Source organism: Enterobacter cloacae complex sp. IR5412 (assembly GCF_049237385.1).
GTDB classification, from domain to species: Bacteria; Pseudomonadota; Gammaproteobacteria; order Enterobacterales; family Enterobacteriaceae; genus Enterobacter; species Enterobacter intestinihominis.
On the sequence record NZ_JBMKHQ010000004.1, the window covers coordinates 89639 to 109506 of the forward strand.

General features: G+C 54.2%; 16 protein-coding genes and 7 tRNA genes. 21 read left to right on the plus strand and 2 right to left on the minus strand.

The window, feature by feature from the left end:
• Positions 1-57: 57 nt before the first annotated feature.
• Entirely contained in the window at positions 58-2007 is a 1950-nt protein-coding gene (gene nagE / locus ACOTX2_RS09095) for a PTS N-acetyl glucosamine transporter subunit IIABC (RefSeq protein WP_022647444.1), read from the minus strand.
• A 325-nt stretch (positions 2008-2332) separates the two neighbouring features.
• Here nagE and nagB point away from each other — a divergent pair, with 325 nt between their 5' ends.
• From nagB to ACOTX2_RS09155, 12 genes are all read left to right on the plus strand, one after another.
• On the plus strand, positions 2333-3133 hold the full coding sequence (gene nagB / locus ACOTX2_RS09100; protein ID WP_003858663.1) for a glucosamine-6-phosphate deaminase: 801 nt from the start codon (positions 2333-2335) through the stop codon (positions 3131-3133).
• 54 nt (positions 3134-3187) lie between these two features.
• Positions 3188-4336, plus strand: a complete 1149-nt coding sequence (gene nagA, locus ACOTX2_RS09105; RefSeq protein ID WP_023299598.1) for an N-acetylglucosamine-6-phosphate deacetylase — start codon at positions 3188-3190, stop codon at positions 4334-4336.
• Positions 4337-4344: 8 nt separating this feature from the next.
• Positions 4345-5565, plus strand: coding sequence for a DNA-binding transcriptional regulator NagC (gene nagC, locus ACOTX2_RS09110; RefSeq protein ID WP_100148833.1), 1221 nt, complete (start codon positions 4345-4347; stop codon positions 5563-5565).
• A gap of 45 nt (positions 5566-5610) precedes the next feature.
• Entirely contained in the window at positions 5611-6363 is a 753-nt protein-coding gene (nagD, locus tag ACOTX2_RS09115) for a ribonucleotide monophosphatase NagD (protein ID WP_003858667.1), read from the plus strand.
• A 250-nt stretch (positions 6364-6613) separates the two neighbouring features.
• Positions 6614-8278 carry an asparagine synthase B gene (asnB, locus tag ACOTX2_RS09120; protein WP_015571128.1) on the plus strand — a complete coding sequence of 555 codons (1665 nt, stop codon included), beginning with the start codon at positions 6614-6616 and terminating at the stop codon, positions 8276-8278.
• A 225-nt stretch (positions 8279-8503) separates the two neighbouring features.
• Positions 8504-8580, plus strand: a tRNA-Met gene (locus ACOTX2_RS09125).
• Between the two features lie 8 nt (positions 8581-8588).
• Positions 8589-8673 (plus strand) — tRNA-Leu (locus ACOTX2_RS09130).
• Between the two features lie 23 nt (positions 8674-8696).
• A tRNA-Gln gene (locus ACOTX2_RS09135) sits at positions 8697-8771 on the plus strand.
• A gap of 32 nt (positions 8772-8803) precedes the next feature.
• A tRNA-Gln gene (locus tag ACOTX2_RS09140) sits at positions 8804-8878 on the plus strand.
• A gap of 17 nt (positions 8879-8895) precedes the next feature.
• Positions 8896-8972 (plus strand) — tRNA-Met (locus tag ACOTX2_RS09145).
• Positions 8973-9013: 41 nt separating this feature from the next.
• A tRNA-Gln gene (locus tag ACOTX2_RS09150) sits at positions 9014-9088 on the plus strand.
• A 34-nt stretch (positions 9089-9122) separates the two neighbouring features.
• Positions 9123-9197, plus strand: a tRNA-Gln gene (locus ACOTX2_RS09155).
• A gap of 108 nt (positions 9198-9305) precedes the next feature.
• Here the strand turns inward: ACOTX2_RS09155 and ubiF are convergent.
• Entirely contained in the window at positions 9306-10481 is a 1176-nt protein-coding gene (gene ubiF / locus ACOTX2_RS09160) for a 3-demethoxyubiquinol 3-hydroxylase (RefSeq protein WP_063148012.1), read from the minus strand.
• A gap of 135 nt (positions 10482-10616) precedes the next feature.
• Here ubiF and miaB point away from each other — a divergent pair, with 135 nt between their 5' ends.
• From miaB to ACOTX2_RS09205, 9 genes are all read left to right on the plus strand, one after another.
• Positions 10617-12041 (plus strand): tRNA (N6-isopentenyl adenosine(37)-C2)-methylthiotransferase MiaB, encoded by a 1425-nt coding sequence (miaB, locus tag ACOTX2_RS09165; RefSeq protein WP_003858672.1) that lies wholly within the window; start codon positions 10617-10619, stop codon positions 12039-12041.
• Positions 12042-12204: 163 nt separating this feature from the next.
• Positions 12205-13251: a PhoH family protein gene (locus tag ACOTX2_RS09170; RefSeq protein ID WP_003858674.1), complete on the plus strand. Its 1047-nt coding sequence runs from the start codon at positions 12205-12207 to the stop codon at positions 13249-13251.
• On the plus strand, positions 13248-13715 hold the full coding sequence (gene ybeY / locus ACOTX2_RS09175; protein ID WP_003858677.1) for an rRNA maturation RNase YbeY: 468 nt from the start codon (positions 13248-13250) through the stop codon (positions 13713-13715). The genes ACOTX2_RS09170 and ybeY overlap by 4 nt, the downstream gene beginning before the upstream one ends.
• Before the next feature lie 84 nt (positions 13716-13799).
• Complete coding sequence (gene corC / locus ACOTX2_RS09180) at positions 13800-14678, plus strand: CNNM family magnesium/cobalt transport protein CorC (protein ID WP_003858679.1); 879 nt, start codon at positions 13800-13802, stop codon at positions 14676-14678.
• A 5-nt stretch (positions 14679-14683) separates the two neighbouring features.
• Entirely contained in the window at positions 14684-16222 is a 1539-nt protein-coding gene (lnt, locus tag ACOTX2_RS09185) for an apolipoprotein N-acyltransferase (RefSeq protein WP_022647439.1), read from the plus strand.
• 383 nt (positions 16223-16605) lie between these two features.
• Positions 16606-17511 carry an amino acid ABC transporter substrate-binding protein gene (locus tag ACOTX2_RS09190; protein WP_022647438.1) on the plus strand — a complete coding sequence of 302 codons (906 nt, stop codon included), beginning with the start codon at positions 16606-16608 and terminating at the stop codon, positions 17509-17511.
• A gap of 155 nt (positions 17512-17666) precedes the next feature.
• Positions 17667-18407: a glutamate/aspartate ABC transporter permease GltJ gene (gene gltJ / locus ACOTX2_RS09195; protein WP_015571133.1), complete on the plus strand. Its 741-nt coding sequence runs from the start codon at positions 17667-17669 to the stop codon at positions 18405-18407.
• Entirely contained in the window at positions 18407-19081 is a 675-nt protein-coding gene (gene gltK / locus ACOTX2_RS09200; protein ID WP_022647437.1) for a glutamate/aspartate ABC transporter permease GltK, read from the plus strand. Before gltJ ends, gltK begins: the two co-directional genes overlap by 1 nt.
• The gene (locus tag ACOTX2_RS09205) at positions 19081-19806 is read left to right on the plus strand and encodes an amino acid ABC transporter ATP-binding protein (protein WP_006809622.1); all 726 of its coding nucleotides are present in this window, start codon (positions 19081-19083) and stop codon (positions 19804-19806) included. Before gltK ends, ACOTX2_RS09205 begins: the two co-directional genes overlap by 1 nt.
• Positions 19807-19868 lie beyond the last annotated feature (62 nt).

The window sequence follows — 19868 nt, forward strand, 5'->3', positions numbered from 1 at the left end:
AAAAAAGCGGCGGAGGATATCCCCCGCCGCTAAAGGCATAACTCTACTCAGGAGCGATTACTTGCCTTTAATCTCATACAGTGGCGTTTGGCCTGCAACTACCTGCCCCTGCGCCTGGATCACCAGACCGCTGAAGTCGTCGATGTTGCTGCACACTACCGGGCTTATCATGGAGCGCGCGTTGGCGTTTAGGAACTCCAGATCCATTTCCAGAATCGGCTGGCCTGCCGCCACTTCAGCGCCCTCTTCCACCAGGCGAGTAAAGCCCTGACCGTTCAGCGCAACGGTATCGATACCCATATGGACAACGATCTCCGCGCCTTTTTCCGTTTCCAGGCAGAACGCGTGGTTGGTGTTGAAGATTTTCACGATAGTACCGGCTGCCGGAGAGACCACGGTTTTGTCCGTTGGTTTCACCGCCACGCCATCACCGACCGCTTTGCTGGCGAACGCTTCGTCAGGCACCTGCTCAAGCGCAACAACGTCACCTGTCACCGGAGAAACCAGCGCAGCGATGGTCACCGCATTTGGCACAGCCTGCGGTTTTGCAACCGGCGCGTCAGCCACTGGCGCGTTATCCGTTGAGGCGGCAGCGACCGGCCCACGGGCAACCACTTTTTTCATTTCATCGCCGATAGATTCGGCTTTCGCACCCACGATAACCTGGATGGTTTGTTTGTTCAGCTTCACCACACCAGACGCACCAAGGCGTTTGCACATTGCATCGCTCACGCGCGCGGAGTCGCCCACGGTCAGACGCAGACGGGTAATACAGGCATCGATCGCTTTCAGGTTGTCGGTGCCACCCACAGCGGCAATATAGCTGGTTGCCAGCTGGGTTAAACCCTCTTCGGTGTTGCTGTTGGCTTCACTGGTCACAACATCATCTTTCGTATCTTCGCGGCCCGGCGTCTTCAGGTTAAACATACGAATAACCGCGCTGAACAGAACGAAGTAGATAACGAAGAAGATCAGGCCCATCACCACCAGCATCCAGACGTTGCTGCTTGCCGCCGGCAGGTTGTACATCAACACATAGTCGATAGCGCCTGCGGAGAAGGAGAAGCCTGCATGGATACCCAGAAGGGTGGCAACGAACAGGCTGATACCGGTCAGGATCGCGTGCATCAGATACAGCAGCGGAGCCAGGAACATGAACAGGAATTCCAGCGGCTCGGTCACGCCGGTCAGGAAGGCGGTGATCGCAACGGACAGCAGCATCCCGCCAACCATTGGGCGACGCGCTTTCGGCGCAGCCAGGTACATTGCCAGCGCGGCGCCAGGCAGACCAAACATCATGATTGGGAAGAAGCCGGACATGAACATGCCCGCGGTGCCGTCGCCTGCGTAGAAGCGGTTGATATCACCGTGGAATACCGCGCCAGCCGCGTTGGTGAACTCACCAATCTGGAACCAGGCGATGGTGTTCAGTACCTGATGCAGACCGGTTGGGATCAGCAGACGGTTAATGAAACCGAAGATGCCCGCGCCCATTGCGCCCGCAGACACGATCCACTCGCCACCCGCATGGATAGCATGCTGAACCGGTGGCCAAACGTAGCCAAAGATGGCGGCGAGGATCAGACAGAAAAAGCCCGTCGCAATCGGCACAAAACGTTTACCGCCGAAGAAGCTCAGGAAGTCAGGCAGTTTGATACCCGCCCAGCGGTTGTACACGGCGCCACCGACCAGACCGGTAATGATACCCGCCAGTACACCCATGTTGATTTCCGGGTTGATGGTTACCATCGCTTTCGTGAGGATGAAGTAACCTACCGCCCCTGCCAGTGCCGCAGCACCGGCGCTGTCTTTTGACCAGCTTGACGCCACGCCGATGGCGAAAATCAGCGCAAGGTTGTCAAAAATGGCGCCGCCTGCCTGGGCAATAAACGGCACATTAAGAAGATCGGGTTGCCCGAATCGCAGCAGCAACGCTGCAACCGGTAGCACGGCGATAGGGAGCTGCAAAGCCCTACCGAGGCGCTGGAAAAAACCTAAAATATTCATCCTATTCCCCCTACGAGACCCTTTGTTAAGACTCGCGCATAAACTATGTTTTTATTGTGTCACGAACGATAGATACTGTTGATGATTCACTGGCAGTGTGAGTGTGTGAAAAATTAATTCGTATCGCAAATTAAACACCTATTTTTTGTGATTATTGTCACCAAATATCGTATTAAACCCTCCCTTTCACTGGCTAACCACGAAAACTTATTTTATCATTCAAAAAATCAAGACGGATTGATCCGGCCTGAAAGGTTCCAGGTTACGCTTAGTTCAGGTTGCACTAATCATCCGCCCACTTTTACTTAAACTTTAGAGGTGAATAATGAGACTGATTCCCCTGGCAACAGCTGAACAAGTCGGAAAATGGGCTGCTCGTCATATCGTTAACCGCATCAACGCGTTCAAACCAACAGCCGATCGTCCTTTCGTACTCGGTCTTCCAACCGGTGGTACTCCCCTGACCGCGTATAAGGCTTTGGTTGAAATGCACAAAGCGGGCCAGGTTAGCTTTAAACATGTTGTGACCTTCAACATGGACGAATATGTCGGCCTGCCAAAGGAACATCCGGAAAGTTACCACAGCTTTATGCACCGTAATTTCTTCGATCACGTTGATATTCCGGCTGAAAACATTAACCTGCTGAATGGAAACGCGCCTGATATTGACGCAGAATGCCGTCAGTATGAAGAAAAAATCCGTTCCTACGGTAAAATCCACCTGTTTATGGGCGGCGTAGGCAACGATGGTCATATCGCGTTCAACGAACCGGCATCTTCACTGGCTTCCCGTACCCGTATTAAAACGTTGACCCATGACACGCGTGTGGCTAACTCCCGCTTCTTTGACGGCGACGTCAATCAGGTGCCGAAATACGCGCTGACCGTGGGTGTGGGTACACTGCTGGATGCCGAAGAAGTGATGATTCTGGTACTGGGCGCAGTGAAAGCGCAAGCGCTTCAGGCTGCCGTTGAAGGCAACGTGAACCATATGTGGACGATCAGCTGCTTACAGTTGCATCCAAAAGCGGTTGTCGTGTGTGACGAACCGTCCACCATGGAGCTGAAAGTGAAAACGCTGAAATACTTCAACGAGCTGGAAGCTGAGAACATTAAAGGTCTGTAATTGAATAACCGCCTCTTTTATCAGGGGCGGTCGCTTTTTTAACCGGGGGTCGATATGTACGCTTTAACCCACGGTCGGATTTATACCGGCCATGAAATTCTGGATGACCATGCGATTGTAATCGCCAATGGCCTGATTGAACGTGTTTGCCCGCTGGCGGAACTGCCGCCGGAGATCGAACAGCGTTCCCTCAATGGAGCAGTAATCTCCCCCGGTTTCATCGACGTACAGCTTAACGGCTGCGGCGGTGTCCAGTTTAACGATACCGCAGAGGCGGTAACGGTTGAAACGCTGGAAATCATGCAAAACGCCAACGAGAAATCGGGCTGCACCAGCTATCTGCCAACGCTGATTACCAGCAGCGATGACCTGATGAAACAGGGTATCCGCGTCATGCGTGAATACCTGGCAAAACATCCGAATCAGGCGCTGGGTCTGCACCTGGAAGGACCATGGCTGAATATGGTCAAGAAAGGCACCCATAACCCGAACTACGTGCGCAAACCGGATGCCGAGCTGGTGGATTACATGTGCGCCAATGCCGATGTGATCACCAAAGTGACGCTGGCACCGGAAATGACCGGCACGGACGTTATCAGCAAACTGGCCGCCGCCGGGATTGTGGTATCTGCGGGCCATTCGAACGCGACGCTTAAAGAGGCGAAGGCCGGTTTCCGCGCAGGTATTACATTTGCCACACACCTTTATAACGCGATGCCGTATATTACCGGTCGCGAACCGGGACTGGTTGGCGCAATTCTGGATGAACCAGACGTCTACTGCGGCATTATCGCCGACGGCTTGCATGTCGATTACACCAACATCCGCAACGCCAAGCGCCTTAAAGGCGACAAGCTCTGCCTGGTCACGGATGCTACCGCTCCGGCAGGAGCGAATATTGACCAGTTCATTTTTGCTGGTAAAACAATATACTACCGGAATGGACTGTGTGTGGATGAGAACGGCACGCTGAGCGGTTCTTCTCTGACGATGATCGAAGGGGTACGTAACCTCGTTGAACATTGCGGCATTGCGCTTGAGGAAGTGCTGCGCATGGCCACGCTTTATCCGGCGCGTGCTATTGGCGTCGATAAACAGCTCGGCGGTATTGCGCCAGGTATGGTTGCAAACCTGACGGCGTTCACACACGATTATAAAATTATTAAGACCATCGTTAATGGTAACGAGGTCGTCACTGAGTAAGTAAAAGTATGACACCAGGCGGACAAGCTCAAATCGGTAATGTCGATCTCGTTAAACAACTTAACAGCGCGGCAGTTTATCGCCTGATTGACCAGCACGGGCCAATCTCACGCATTCAGATAGCCGAACAAAGCCAGCTTGCTCCCGCCAGCGTGACAAAAATTACACGTCAGCTTATTGAGCGCGGCCTGATCAAAGAAGTGGATCAGCAGGCCTCCACCGGCGGCCGCCGCGCGATTTCCATCGTCACTGAAACCCGCAATTTTCAGGCCATTGGCGTTCGCTTAGGCCGTCATGACACCACGCTTACGCTCTACGATCTGAGCAGCAAGGCCATTGCCGAAGAGCACTACCCCCTTCCTGAGCGCACACAGGAGACGCTCGAACACGCGTTACTGAATACCATCGCGCAGTTTATCGAAAGCTGTCAGCGCAAGATCCGTGAACTCATCGCCATCTCGGTGATTTTACCCGGTCTGGTTGACCCGGAAAGCGGCGTTATTCGCTACATGCCGCACATTAAGGTAGAGAACTGGGGGCTGGTTGAGGCGCTGGAAAAACGCTTCAAGCTGACCTGCTTTGTTGGTCACGATATCCGCTCGCTGGCGCTGGCGGAGCACTACTTTGGTGCGAGCCAGGACTGCGAAGACTCTATTCTGGTGCGCGTTCACCGTGGTACAGGTGCGGGCATCATCTCGAATGGCCGCATTTTTATTGGTCGTAACGGTAACGTAGGCGAGATCGGTCATATCCAGGTGGAACCGCTTGGCGAGCGCTGCCACTGCGGTAACTTTGGCTGTCTTGAAACCGTTGCCGCCAATGCCGCCATTGAACATCGCGTCCGCCACCTGCTGGAGCAGGGTTATCAGAGCCGCGTCACGCTGGGCGACTGTAAGATCGATGCCATCTGCAAAGCGGCAAACAAAGGCGATGCGCTGGCCTGCGAAGTGATCGAACAGGTAGGACGCCACCTGGGTAAGACCATCGCCATTGCCATCAACCTGTTTAATCCGCAAAAAGTGGTGATTGCCGGCGAGATCGTTGAAGCCGAAAAAGTATTACTGCCTGCCATTGAAGGCTGCATCAATACCCAGGCGCTGAAGGCATTTCGCCAGAATTTGCCGGTGGTGCGATCTACGCTCGATCACCGCTCGGCAATTGGCGCATTCGCCCTGGTAAAACGTGCCATGCTCAACGGGATCCTGCTGCAACATTTGCTGGAATCCTGATCGGACCTTATAGTAACGCCTTCTTTTTTTGATGTCGGATAGTCCATGACCATTAAGAATGTAATTTGTGATATCGACGGCGTGCTGATGCACGACAACGTTGCCGTGCCAGGTGCTGCGGAGTTTCTTCACCGCATCATCGACAAAGGAATGCCACTGGTTCTTCTCACGAACTACCCTTCACAGACTGGTCAGGATCTGGCAAATCGCTTTGCTACCGCGGGCGTCAATGTCCCGGACAGCGTGTTTTATACCTCTGCGATGGCGACCGCGGATTTCCTGAAGCGTCAGGAAGGCAAAAAAGCCTACGTGGTTGGCGAAGGCGCGCTGATCCACGAGCTGTATAAAGCGGGCTTCACCATCACCGACGTGAATCCGGACTTTGTCATCGTGGGCGAAACGCGCTCCTTTAACTGGGAGATGATGCATAAAGCAGCCTACTTTGTCGCCAATGGTGCACGTTTTATCGCCACTAACCCGGATACGCATGGTCGTGGTTTTTATCCCGCCTGCGGTGCGCTGTGCGCCGGTATCGAAAAAATCTCAGGCCGTAAGCCGTTTGTTGTCGGCAAACCGAGCCCGTGGATCATCCGCGCTGCACTGAATACGATGCAGGCACACTCAGAAGAAACCGTCATTGTTGGCGACAACCTGCGCACCGATATTTTGGCCGGCTTCCAGGCCGGGCTTGAAACCATCCTGGTGCTTTCTGGCGTTTCACAGCTTGATGACATTGATACGATGCCGTTCCGGCCAAGCTGGATTTACCCCTCTGTCGACGAAATCGACGTTATTTGATTCAGAACCACGCCTCAGGGCGTGGTTTTTCATTTCTGCTGCCTGAAAATATCACTTCATCTAACGAAATCAGCTCTTCATTGAGAAATCATCAATAGAATGGCTTAATGCATACTCTTTTTTTAAGATTCGGCAATTGCCATTGCACTTTTTACGTTTTCATCGGTAAAACGCTTGCGCCCCCTCCCCTTTTTGCGGCATTTTCATAAGCAAGCAACATCACAACGCAACAGGGTTAACGGAGAAGGTTATGTGTTCTATTTTTGGCGTACTGGATATTAAAACTGACGCGGGCGAACTGCGTAAAAAAGCACTCGAATTGTCCCGCCTGATGCGCCATCGCGGTCCGGACTGGTCAGGCGTATACGCCAGCGATAAAGCGATTCTGGCTCACGAACGTCTCTCCATTGTTGATGTCAACGCTGGCGCACAGCCGCTGTATAACGAGAAAAAAACGCACGCGCTGGCTGTTAACGGTGAAATTTACAACCATCAGGCGCTGCGCGCCGAGTACGGCGATCGCTACGCGTTTCAGACCGGCTCAGACTGCGAAGTGATCCTGGCGCTGTATCAGGAGAAAGGCCCGGAGTTCCTCGACGACCTGCAAGGTATGTTCGCCTTCGCGCTGTACGACAGCGAAAAAGACGCTTACCTGATTGGCCGCGACCATATTGGTATTATCCCGCTGTACATGGGACACGATGAACACGGTAACTTCTACGTTGCCTCAGAGATGAAAGCCCTGGTACCGGTGTGCCGCACCATCAAAGAGTTCCCGGCAGGTAGCTACCTGTGGAGTAAAGACGGCGAGATCCGCCCGTACTACCAGCGCGACTGGTTTGATTATGAGGCGGTGAAAGACAACGTGACGGACAAAGCCGAACTGCGTCAGGCACTAGAGGAGTCAGTGAAAAGCCACCTGATGTCAGACGTACCCTACGGCGTACTGCTCTCCGGCGGTCTGGACTCCTCCGTGATCTCCGCGATCACCAAGAAATTCGCCGCACGTCGCGTGGAAGATCAGGAGCGCTCTGAAGCCTGGTGGCCGCAGCTGCACTCCTTTGCCGTGGGTCTGGAAGGGGCACCTGACCTGAAAGCCGCCCAGGAAGTGGCGAACCATCTCGGCACGGTGCACCATGAAATTCACTTCACCGTACAGGAAGGTCTGGATGCGATCCGCGATGTGATCTATCACATTGAAACCTATGATGTGACCACCATTCGCGCCTCCACGCCGATGTATTTGATGTCGCGGAAGATCAAAGCGATGGGCATCAAGATGGTGCTCTCCGGCGAAGGTTCTGACGAAGTGTTTGGCGGTTATCTCTATTTCCACAAAGCGCCAAACGCCAAAGAGCTGCATGAAGAAACGGTGCGTAAGCTACAGGCGCTGCACATGTTTGACTGCGCGCGCGCCAACAAAGCGATGTCCGCCTGGGGTGTGGAAGCCCGCGTGCCGTTCCTCGATAAGAAATTCCTCGATGTGGCGATGCGCATCAACCCGCAGGACAAAATGTGCGGCAACGGCAAAATGGAGAAACATATCCTGCGTGAATGTTTTGAATCCTACCTGCCGGCGAGCGTGGCGTGGCGTCAGAAAGAGCAGTTCTCCGATGGCGTAGGTTACAGCTGGATCGACACCCTGAAAGAGGTGGCGGCAAAACAGGTTTCTGATCAACAACTGGAAACTGCGAGCTTCCGCTTCCCGTACAACACGCCAGCCTCGAAAGAAGCGTATTTGTACCGTGAGATCTTTGAGGAGCTGTTCCCGGTTCCAAGTGCAGCCGAGTGCGTACCGGGTGGTCCATCGGTCGCCTGCTCTTCTGCTAAAGCCATTGAATGGGATGAATCCTTCAAAGCCATGAACGATCCGTCAGGACGCGCAGTGGGCGTTCACCAGTCTGCCTATAAATAATGTTTAGAGTATCATCAGGCCCTCCGGGGCCTGTTTTTTTTTCCTCTCTTTTCCCCGCATAAAATCGATTAATAACCAATAATTGTCGAATATTCGGCCTCGCTGTTCGCAACCTAACCAAACAGTCACATTCCGGCTATTTTCATTGAAAAAGGTGTTGACGCTGCAAGGGTCTATACGCATAATGCGCCCCGCAACGCCGATAAGGTAACGCGAAAAAAAGATGGCTACGTAGCTCAGTTGGTTAGAGCACATCACTCATAATGATGGGGTCACAGGTTCGAATCCCGTCGTAGCCACCATCTTTTTTGCGGGAGTGGCGAAATTGGTAGACGCACCAGATTTAGGTTCTGGCGCCGCAAGGTGTGCGAGTTCAAGTCTCGCCTCCCGCACCATTCCCAGGTAAGCGTTGCACGGATGGGGTATCGCCAAGCGGTAAGGCACCGGTTTTTGATACCGGCATTCCCTGGTTCGAATCCAGGTACCCCAGCCATATTTCTTCGATCATGCGGTTCTCCGCGGTATTGGGGTATCGCCAAGCGGTAAGGCACCGGTTTTTGATACCGGCATTCCCTGGTTCGAATCCAGGTACCCCAGCCATCGAAGATTGCAGTACTGGCTACGTAGCTCAGTTGGTTAGAGCACATCACTCATAATGATGGGGTCACAGGTTCGAATCCCGTCGTAGCCACCATATTTATGTTATCGAATACGATTCGGTAAACTGAACATTGTTGGGGTATCGCCAAGCGGTAAGGCACCGGATTCTGATTCCGGCATTCCGAGGTTCGAATCCTCGTACCCCAGCCACTTTAAAGTCGTTAAGCAGTTTGTTTAACGCAATTGGGGTGTCGCCAAGCGGTAAGGCTCTGGTTTCTGATACCAGCATTCCGGGGTTCGAATCCCTGCACCCCAGCCACTTAAAACAAACAAGCCCGCTCTGCGGGCTTTTTTGTTTTTGTTGCTCAGAATAGTGCGGCCTGATGCCCTCACCCTAACCCTCTCCCACGGGGAGAGGGAATAAAGATTAGAGTCCGAGGGCGTATTTCAGTGCCTGACGCTTCAGACCACCGGCACGTTCCGCTGCCATCAATCCAATATTGCGCAATATCCGCACCGGACCCACGTCATTGCTGAACCCGGCATAGAACAGATCCATCCCCGACTGCATAATGAAGTTATCCGCCATACGGCGCGTCTGGTAGCGCTTCAGTACCTCATGGCTGGCCCAGGCTTCCGCGTGGGCGCGAGCGTTACCCAGCACATCCAGTAACGCATCGACGTCACGGTATCCCAGGTTAACCCCCTGCCCCGCCAGCGGATGAATGGTGTGCGCCGCGTCTCCCACCAGGGCCAGCCCTTCACGGGCATACTGCAACGCATGGCGTCGCATCAGCGGGAATGCGCCAGCGGCAACCGGGGTCACGTTACCCAGACGGCGCGGGAAGTGCTGGCGGATTTCGCGCTGCAACTGTTCCATGGACAGCCCCTGCAACTGTCGAATGCGCGCCGGCTTGTCGTACCACACCAGCGAAGCCCAGTTATCAAACAACGGTAAGAATGCATGCGGGCCGTTCGGCGTAAAATGCTGCCAGGTGCTTTCGCCCGGCGCGTTTTCTGACTGCACGGTGATCAGCATGCAGGACTGGTGATACTGCCAGGCATGGATCCCAATGCCTGCCATCTGCCTGACCTGCGAGTTCGCGCCATCCGCCCCCACCACCAGCTTTACGGCCAGCTCATCGTCGTTATCCAGCGTCAGGAGATATCCACCTTCATGACGATGCAGGGCTTTTAGCGAGTCCGGAACGCGCAGCGTCACCTTCGGGTGCGCCTCCAGCGCCTGCCAGAGCGCCTGCTGGAGCACGTTGTTTTCCACCATATAGCCCAGACGCGGCAGTTTCAGCTCGGCGGCGTCAAACGAGACGTGAGCATTTTCCCACTCCCAGGTTTCAAGACGGCTGTAGGGGTGCGCGCGCATCGCCAGCACCGCCTCCCAGACGCCCAGCCCGCGAAGCAGATCAACAGAGGACGCGCTGATGGCGGAAATACGCACGTCCGGTTGGCTGGCAGGATCGAATACCGGCGGAGCCGCCTGTTCAATAACGATTACGTCAAATCCCTGCTGCGCCAGCCCCAGCGCCAGTGCGCCGCCGACCATACCGCCGCCAACAACGGCAACTTCGGTGTTCAGGAGTGTCATGGTCACTATTCCTTATTGGAGAATACCTTAAGTTTACCGGATTTTTGCGGCCCTGAGGTTGACAACCTTCATACTGGTCACAACCGCACCAAAGCATTACAATACGCGGCTTGCAATCCTGAGCTGAGCAAGTCGATGACTAAAAAACTCCATATAAAAACCTGGGGCTGTCAGATGAACGAATACGATTCATCGAAGATGGCCGATCTGCTGGATACCACCCACGGATACCAGCTGACTGAAAATGCGAAAGAAGCCGATGTGCTGCTGCTGAACACCTGTTCAATTCGTGAAAAAGCACAGGAAAAAGTCTTTCATGTGTTAGGCCGCTGGAAGCTTCTCAAACGGAAAAATCCGGACCTGATCATTGGCGTGGGTGGCTGCGTCGCATCGCAGGAAGGTAAGCTGATCCGCCAGAGAGCCCCCTATGTGGATATCGTTTTTGGCCCTCAGACCCTGCACCGCCTGCCAGAGATGATTAACCAGGTTCGCGGCAGCCGTAGCCCGGTGGTTGACGTGAGTTTCCCGGAGATCGAGAAATTTGACCGTCTGCCAGAGCCGCGCGCTGATGGCCCGACCGCCTTCGTCTCCATCATGGAAGGCTGCAACAAATACTGTACTTACTGCGTGGTACCTTACACCCGCGGTGAAGAAGTGAGCCGCCCGGCAGACGATATCCTGTTTGAAATCGCGCAGCTTGCCGCGCAGGGCGTTCGCGAAGTGAACCTGCTGGGCCAGAATGTGAACGCCTGGCGCGGGGAAAACTACGACGGCACCACTGGCAGCTTTGCTGAACTGCTGCGTCTGGTGGCGGCGATTGACGGCATTGACCGCATTCGCTTTACCACCAGCCATCCGATGGAATTTACCGACGACATTATTGACGTCTATCGCGATACGCCAGAGCTGGTGAGCTTCCTGCACCTGCCGATCCAGTGCGGCTCTGACCGCGTGCTGAACCTGATGGGTCGTCCACATACGGTGCTGGAGTATAAGTCCACCATCCGCAAGCTGCGTGAAGCGCGCCCGGATATCCAGATTAGCTCCGACTTTATCGTCGGCTTCCCTGGCGAAACCGCTGATGACTTCGAGCGCACCATGAAGCTCATCGGCGAGGTGAATTTCGACGTCAGCTACAGCTTCATCTTCTCAGCACGCCCGGGCACCCCAGCGGCCGATATGGTTGACGATGTGCCGGAAGAAGAGAAAAAGCAGCGTCTGTATATTTTGCAGGAGCGTATCAACCAGCAGGCCAACGCCTGGAGCCGTCGTATGCTCGGCACTGTCCAGCGTATTCTGGTGGAAGGCACTTCCCGTAAGAGCATCATGGAACTGTCTGGTCGAACCGAAAATAACCGCGTGGTGAATTTTGAAGGCACCCCGGACATGATTGGTAAGTTTGTGGACGTCGAGATTGTCGAAGTGCTCACGAACTCGCTGCGCGGGAAGGTGGTACGCACTGAGGACGAAATGGGTCTGCGTATTGCACAGACTCCGGAATCCGTTATCTCTCGCACCCGTAAAGTCAACGATTCTGGCGTAGGTATTTACCAGCCCTGATCCCTCTGGCCTGCCTGTCCGGCAGGCCTTGTATTTCCTCTCATCACCCCCAATATCTACCGCAACGCTTGCGCCTTTATTCTATGGCGTGAATAATTTCGGTAATGACCGTTTTATTACGCCGTGTGGCCACAGGTCAGTTAACCAAATAAAGAGGAACAGTTTGAACATAGATACGCGTGAAATTAGCCTTGAGCCCGCAGACAACGCTCGCCTGCTGAGCCTGTGCGGGCCGTTTGATGACAACATCAAACAACTGGAGCGACGTCTGGGTATCGAAATCAATCGTCGCGATAACCATTTCAAACTCACCGGACGCCCAATCTGCGTCAACGCCGCGGCAGATATTCTCCGCAGCCTGTATGTTGATACCGCCCCGATGCGCGGTGAGATCCAGGATATTGAACCTGAACAGATCCACCTGGCCATCAAAGAGGCGCGCGTGCTTGAGCAGAGCGCGGAAAGCGTGCCGGACTATGGCAAAGCCATCAACATCAAAACCAAACGCGGCGTGATTAAGCCTCGTACCCCGAACCAGGCACAGTACATCGCCAACATTCTCGACCATGACATCACCTTTGGCGTGGGTCCGGCGGGTACGGGTAAAACCTATCTGGCCGTTGCTGCTGCGGTCGATGCACTTGAGCGTCAGGAGATCCGCCGTATCCTGCTGACCCGCCCTGCTGTAGAAGCCGGTGAGAAACTCGGCTTCCTGCCGGGCGATTTAAGTCAGAAAGTGGACCCCTACCTGCGCCCGCTGTACGACGCGCTGTTCGAAATGCTCGGCTTCGAGAAAGTTGAAAAGCTCATTGAACGTAACGTGATTGAAGTCGCCCCGCTGGCCTACATGCGTGGCCGTACGCTTAACGACGCGTTCATCATTCTGGATGAGAGCCAGAACACCACCATCGAACAGATGAAGATGTTCCTGACGCGTATCGGCTTTAACTCGAAAGCGGTTATCACCGGTGACGTCACCCAGATTGACCTGCCGCGTAACACCAAATCGGGTCTGCGTCACGCCATCGAAGTCCTGGCCGAGGTAGAGGAAATCAGCTTCAACTTCTTCCACAGTGAAGACGTGGTACGCCATCCGGTGGTCGCGCGTATCGTTAACGCTTATGAGGCCTGGGAAGAGGCAGATCAGAAGCGCAGGGCCGAACTGGCCGCAGAACGTAAGCGCGAAGCGCAGGAGCATGAACAGAAATGAGTCAGGTGATCCTCGATTTACAGCTGGCCTGTGAAGATAATTCCGGCATGCCAGAAGAGGCACAGTTTCAGAAATGGCTGGATGCCGTTATCCCCCAGTTTCAGGAAGAATCAGAGGTCACGATTCGCCTGGTGGATGAAGCAGAAAGCCATGAGCTCAACCTGACCTATCGCGGGAAAGATAAGCCGACCAATGTGCTCTCTTTCCCATTCGAAGCCCCTCCGGGCATTGAGATGCCGCTGCTGGGCGATCTGATCATCTGCCGTCAGGTGGTTGAGCAGGAAGCCAAAGAGCAGCAAAAGCCGCTGGAAGCGCACTGGGCACACATGGTGGTGCACGGTAGCCTGCATCTTCTGGGTTACGACCATATTGAAGATGACGAAGCGGAAGAGATGGAATCCCTTGAGACAGAGATAATGCTTGCTCTGGGCTATGAGGATCCGTACATTGCCGAGAAAGAATAGTCAGTCACTGACTACCATGCCGCCGCGCAGGGACATAGCGCGGCGGTTAACGTTGAACTAACAAGAGAACCCTTAACAAACGCCATGAGCGACGACAATTCACACAGTAGCGACACGACAACCACTAAAAAGGGATTTTTCTCCCTCATCCTGAACCAGCTTTTCCACGGCGAACCGAAAAACCGTGATGAACTGCTGGAGCTGATTCGTGATTCCGGGCAGAACGACCTTATCGACGAAGATACGCGCGAAATGCTCGAAGGGGTGATGGACATCGCCGACCAGCGCGTCCGCGACATCATGATCCCCCGCTCGCAGATGATTACCCTGAAACGCAACCAGACGCTGGACGAGTGCCTCGATGTGATTATCGAATCGGCTCACTCACGTTTCCCGGTCATCAGCGAAGACAAAGATCACATTGAAGGGATTTTGATGGCGAAAGATCTGCTGCCGTTTATGCGCAGCGATGCCGAAGCCTTCAGTATGGAAAAAGTGTTACGCCCGGCCGTGGTTGTGCCGGAAAGTAAGCGTGTGGATCGGATGCTGAAGGAGTTTCGCTCCCAGCGCTATCACATGGCGATTGTTATTGATGAATTTGGTGGCGTTTCCGGTCTGGTCACAATCGAAGACATCCTTGAGCTGATCGTGGGCGAAATCGAAGATGAGTATGACGAAGAAGAGGATATCGACTTCCGTCAGCTGAGCCGCCACACCTGGACCGTGCGCGCGCTGGCCTCCATTGAAGACTTCAATGACACCTTTGGCACCAGCTTCAGCGATGAAGAAGTGGACACCATTGGTGGTCTGGTGATGCAGGCCTTCGGCCATCTTCCGGCCCGCGGTGAAACCGTTGACATCGATGGTTACCAGTTCAAGGTCGCAATGGCTGACAGCCGACGTATTATTCAGGTTCATGTCAGAATGCCGGACGACTCACCGGTGCCAAAACTGGAAGATTAATGTAAATGGCATTTGCCCCACTCTTTGAACGCCAGCGCGTCCGTTTGCTGCTGGCGCTGTTACTCGGAGCCAGCGGTACGCTGGCTTTTTCTCCTTACGATATTTGGCCAGCCGCTATTCTCTCCCTGATGGGGCTACAGGGTCTTACCCTGAACCGTCGTCCGGTACAGGCCGCGGCCATAGGCTACTTCTGGGGGCTGGGGCTGTTTGGCTCTGGTATCAACTGGGTCTACGTCAGTATCGCGCAATTTGGCGGAATGCCGGGGCCGGTTAACGTCTTCCTGGTTGTGCTGCTCGCCGCCTATCTTTCGCTCTACACTGGCCTGTTCGCCGGTATTCTATCTCGTCTGTGGCCTAAAACGACCTGGCTGCGCGTCGCGATAGCGGCTCCCGTTGTCTGGCAAATCACCGAATTTCTGCGCGGCTGGGTACTGACCGGCTTCCCGTGGTTGCAGTTCGGCTATAGCCAGGTGGACGGCCCGCTGAAAGGTCTGGCTCCCGTCATGGGCGTGGAGGCGATTAACTTCCTGCTCATGGCGGTCAGCGGCCTGCTGGTGCTGGCTCTGGTGACACGTAACTGGAAGCCGCTGGTTGCCGCGTTAATCCTGTTTGCCCTGCCTTTCCCACTGCGTTATATCCAGTGGTTCACGCTGGAGCCCGCGCGCGCCACGCAGGTATCGTTGATACAGGGCGATATCCCGCAGTCATTGAAATGGGATGAGAATCAGCTGCTGAACACGCTGAAAATCTACGCCAATGCCACTGAAAAGGTGATGGGTAAATCGCAGCTCATCATCTGGCCTGAGTCTGCGATCCCGGATCTGGAGATCAATCAGCAGCCCTTCCTGAAGATGATGGACGATCTGCTGCGCGCGCGCGGCAGTACGCTGATTACCGGAATTGTGGATGCGCGTCTCAATCAGCAGAACCGCTATGACACGTACAACACGATCATTACGCTCGGTAAGGACAGCGAATACAGCTATACCTCCACCAATCGTTACAACAAAAATCACCTTGTACCGTTTGGCGAATTTGTTCCGCTGGAGTCTATTCTGCGCCCACTGGCACCGTTCTTTGACCTGCCGATGTCCTCATTCAGCCGGGGCCCTTACGTTCAGCCGCAGCTGCATGCGCACGGTTTTGCCCTGACGGCCGCTATTTGCTACGAGATTATCCTCGGCGAGCAGGTGCGCGATAACTTCCGCCCGGACACCGACTATCTGCTGACCATCTCAAACGATGCGTGGTTCGGTAAATCGATCGGCCCGTGGCAGCACTTCCAGATGGCACGAATGCGTTCTCTGGAGCTGGCACGTCCGCTGTTGCGCAGCACCAATAACGGCATCACCGCCGTGATTGGCCCGCAGGGTGAAATCCAGGCCATGATCCCGCAGTTCACCCGTGAGGTGCTGACCACGAAAGTGACGCCAGCTACGGGCCTGACGCCTTATGCGCGCACCGGGAACTGGCCGCTGTGGATCCTGACCACGCTGTTCGGTTTTGCCGCCGTAGTGATGAGCCTGCGTCAGCGTCGTAGATAACCTGGCCTTCTGTTGCCGGGTGGCGGCTACGCCTTACCCGGCCTACTCTCCGGCGCAGCCGCCACCCGACAATTTCCGCCTAAACTTCAATTCTGGCACGCCTGTTGCTTTGTTTAATTACGCAAACGCTGTCTGGCTTAACGTGCAACCTTGTCGCACCAGCATGGATCTCCGGTAGCACCGAAACGGTGCAACGAGAGATTATTGCCTCTGAATGGTGCGGCGCGCTTCGCAAAAATAAACAATAACGCAGCAAAATCTTTACATTAAGCCAGACTAAATGTTAACAAGCTTGCATAACACTGCACTCGCATTGCGCGAGATATAACAACATCACAATGGGTATCAAAGCGTCACTGGCGCTGATAAGAAAGGAGTTGGGTATGCAATTACGTAAACTGGCCACAGCAATGCTGGTTATGGGAATGTCTGCGGGCATCGTTCACGCTGAAGACGCTCCGGCAGCAGGAAGCACTCTCGACAAGATTGCCAAAAACGGCGTGATCGTGGTCGGCCACCGTGAATCTTCTGTCCCGTTCTCTTACTACGACAACACGCAAAAAGTCGTGGGCTATTCACAGGATTACTCCAACGCCATCGTTGAAGCCGTGAAGAAAAAGCTGAACAAACCTGACCTGCAAGTGAAGCTGATCCCCATCACTTCACAGAACCGTATTCCTCTGCTGCAAAACGGCACATTTGATTTTGAATGTGGCTCAACCACCAACAACCTTGAGCGTCAGAAACAGGCCGCTTTCTCGGACACTATCTTCGTTGTAGGCACCCGCCTGCTGACGAAGAAAGGCGGCGATATCAAAGATTTTGCTGACCTGAAAGGCAAAGCGGTTGTCGTGACCTCCGGTACCACGTCCGAAGTGCTGCTGCACAAGCTGAACGACGAGAAGAAAATGGACATGCGCATCATCAGCGCGAAAGATCACGGCGACTCCTTCCGTACCCTGGAAAGCGGTCGTGCCGTTGCGTTTATGATGGATGACGCTCTGCTGGCAGGCGAGCGCGCCAAGGCGAAGAAACCCGACAACTGGGAAATCGTCGGGACTGCGCAGTCGAAAGAAGCTTACGGCTGTATGCTGCGTAAAGGCGATGAAGGCTTCAAAAAGCTGATCGATGACACCATCGCTCAGGCGCAAACCTCTGGCGAAGCGGCAAAATGGTTCGACAAATGGTTCAAGAACCCAATTCCACCAAAAAACCTGAACATGAACTTTGAACTGTCTGACGACATGAAAGCGCTGTTCAAATCACCAAACGACAAAGCTCTTAACTAACTAGAACGACAGGGGCGGGATCTCCTGCCCTCTCGATTGTCGGGAAGCATGGACAGACTATACGTTGAGTGGTCGTTCCCCACTCAGCGCAAAAATTGAGCTTCTCACCAATCTTCGAGGGTAGCGCTGCTACCCTCTTTTTTCTGGAGTTTACTATGTCAATTGACTGGAACTGGGGCATCTTTCTGCAACAAGCCCCGTTCGGCAACACCACCTATCTCGGCTGGCTGTGGAGCGGCTTTCAGGTTACCGTTGCGTTATCGATAACGGCGTGGATTATCGCGTTTCTTGTCGGTTCGCTGTTCGGTATTCTGCGTACCGTCCCTAACCGTTTTCTCTCTTCGATTGGCACGCTCTATGTGGAACTGTTCCGTAACGTTCCGCTGATCGTGCAGTTCTTTACCTGGTATCTGGTGATCCCGGAACTGCTGCCGGAAGATCTCGGCATGTGGTTCAAGGCCGAGCTGGATCCTAACGTACAATTCTTTGTCTCCTCCATGCTGTGTCTGGGACTGTTCACCGCTGCGCGCGTCTGCGAGCAGGTGCGTGCCGCCATACAGTCACTGCCACGCGGACAAAAGAATGCGGCACTGGCGATGGGCCTGACCCTGCCACAAGCCTACCGTTACGTACTGCTGCCTAACGCTTACCGCGTCATCGTTCCGCCGATGACCTCCGAGATGATGAACCTGGTAAAAAACTCGGCCATCGCCTCAACCATTGGTCTGGTAGATATGGCGGCGCAGGCGGGCAAACTGCTGGATTACTCCGCTCACGCATGGGAATCCTTCACGGCAATCACGCTCGCCTATGTTCTGATTAACGCTTTCATCATGCTGGTGATGAACCTGGTTGAACGCAAAGTACGCCTGCCGGGCAATCTGGGGGGCAAATAATGTACGAATTTGACTGGAGTTCCATTGTTCCCTCCATGCCTTATCTGCTGGATGGCCTGGCGATCACCTTAAAGATTACCGTAATCGCCATTATCGTCGGTATTGTCTGGGGCACCCTGCTGGCAGTGATGCGCCTGTCGAGCTTTAAACCGCTCGCCTGGTTTGCTACGGCTTACGTTAACGTGTTCCGCTCCATTCCACTGGTCATGGTGCTGTTGTGGTTTTACCTGATTGTTCCCGGCTTTTTACAGAACGTGCTGGGACTGTCGCCGAAAACCGATATCCGCCTGATCTCTGCCATGGTGGCATTCTCTATGTTTGAAGCCGCCTACTACTCCGAGATCATCCGCGCAGGTATTCAGAGTATCTCGCGCGGGCAGTCCAGCGCTGCGCTGGCGCTCGGTATGACGCACTGGCAGTCCATGAAGCTTATTATTCTGCCACAGGCGTTTCGCGCCATGGTTCCGCTGCTGCTGACGCAGGGCATCGTCCTGTTCCAGGATACCTCCCTGGTCTACGTGCTGAGCCTGGCAGACTTCTTCCGTACCGCCTCCACCATTGGCGAACGTGACGGAACGCAGGTTGAGATGATCCTCTTCGCGGGCGGGGTCTATTTTGTGATTAGTTTAAGCGCATCGCTGTTGGTCAGCTGGCTGAAGAAAAGGACCGTATAATGATTTCCCTGAAAAATGTTTCTAAATGGTATGGGCACTTTCAGGTGCTGACCGACTGCTCAACAGAAGTGAAAAAAGGCGATGTGGTGGTGGTATGCGGCCCGTCCGGCTCCGGTAAGTCGACGCTTATCAAAACCGTTAATGGGCTGGAACCTGTCCAGCAGGGCGAGATTGTCGTTAACGGCACCAAAGTGAATGACCGCAAAACCAACCTTGCCCAGCTTCGCTCCCACGTTGGGATGGTGTTCCAGCATTTTGAGCTGTTCCCTCACCTCTCCATCATTGAGAACCTGACGCTGGCGCAGGTGAAAGTGCTGAAGCGCGACAAAAAAGCGGCGCGTGAAAAGGGACTGAAGTTGCTGGAACGCGTCGGGCTGTCTGCACATGCGGATAAGTTCCCTGCGCAGCTTTCAGGTGGCCAACAGCAGCGCGTGGCAATCGCGCGTGCGCTGTGCATGGATCCGGTGGCGATGCTGTTTGATGAGCCGACGTCCGCGCTCGATCCTGAGATGATCAACGAAGTGCTGGACGTTATGGTGGAACTGGCGCACGAAGGGATGACCATGATGGTGGTGACGCACGAAATGGGCTTCGCCCGTAAAGTGGCCAACCGTGTGATCTTCATGGATGAAGGGAAAATTGTTGAAGACTCACCGAAAGAAGAGTTCTTCGCAAATCCTAAATCTGAACGTGCAAAAGACTTCCTCGCCAAAATCCTGCATTAATCTTTTTAGTGCGCAATCTGTGGATTGCGCACTGCTTCACGCTTTAGATCTCTTTTTCTATT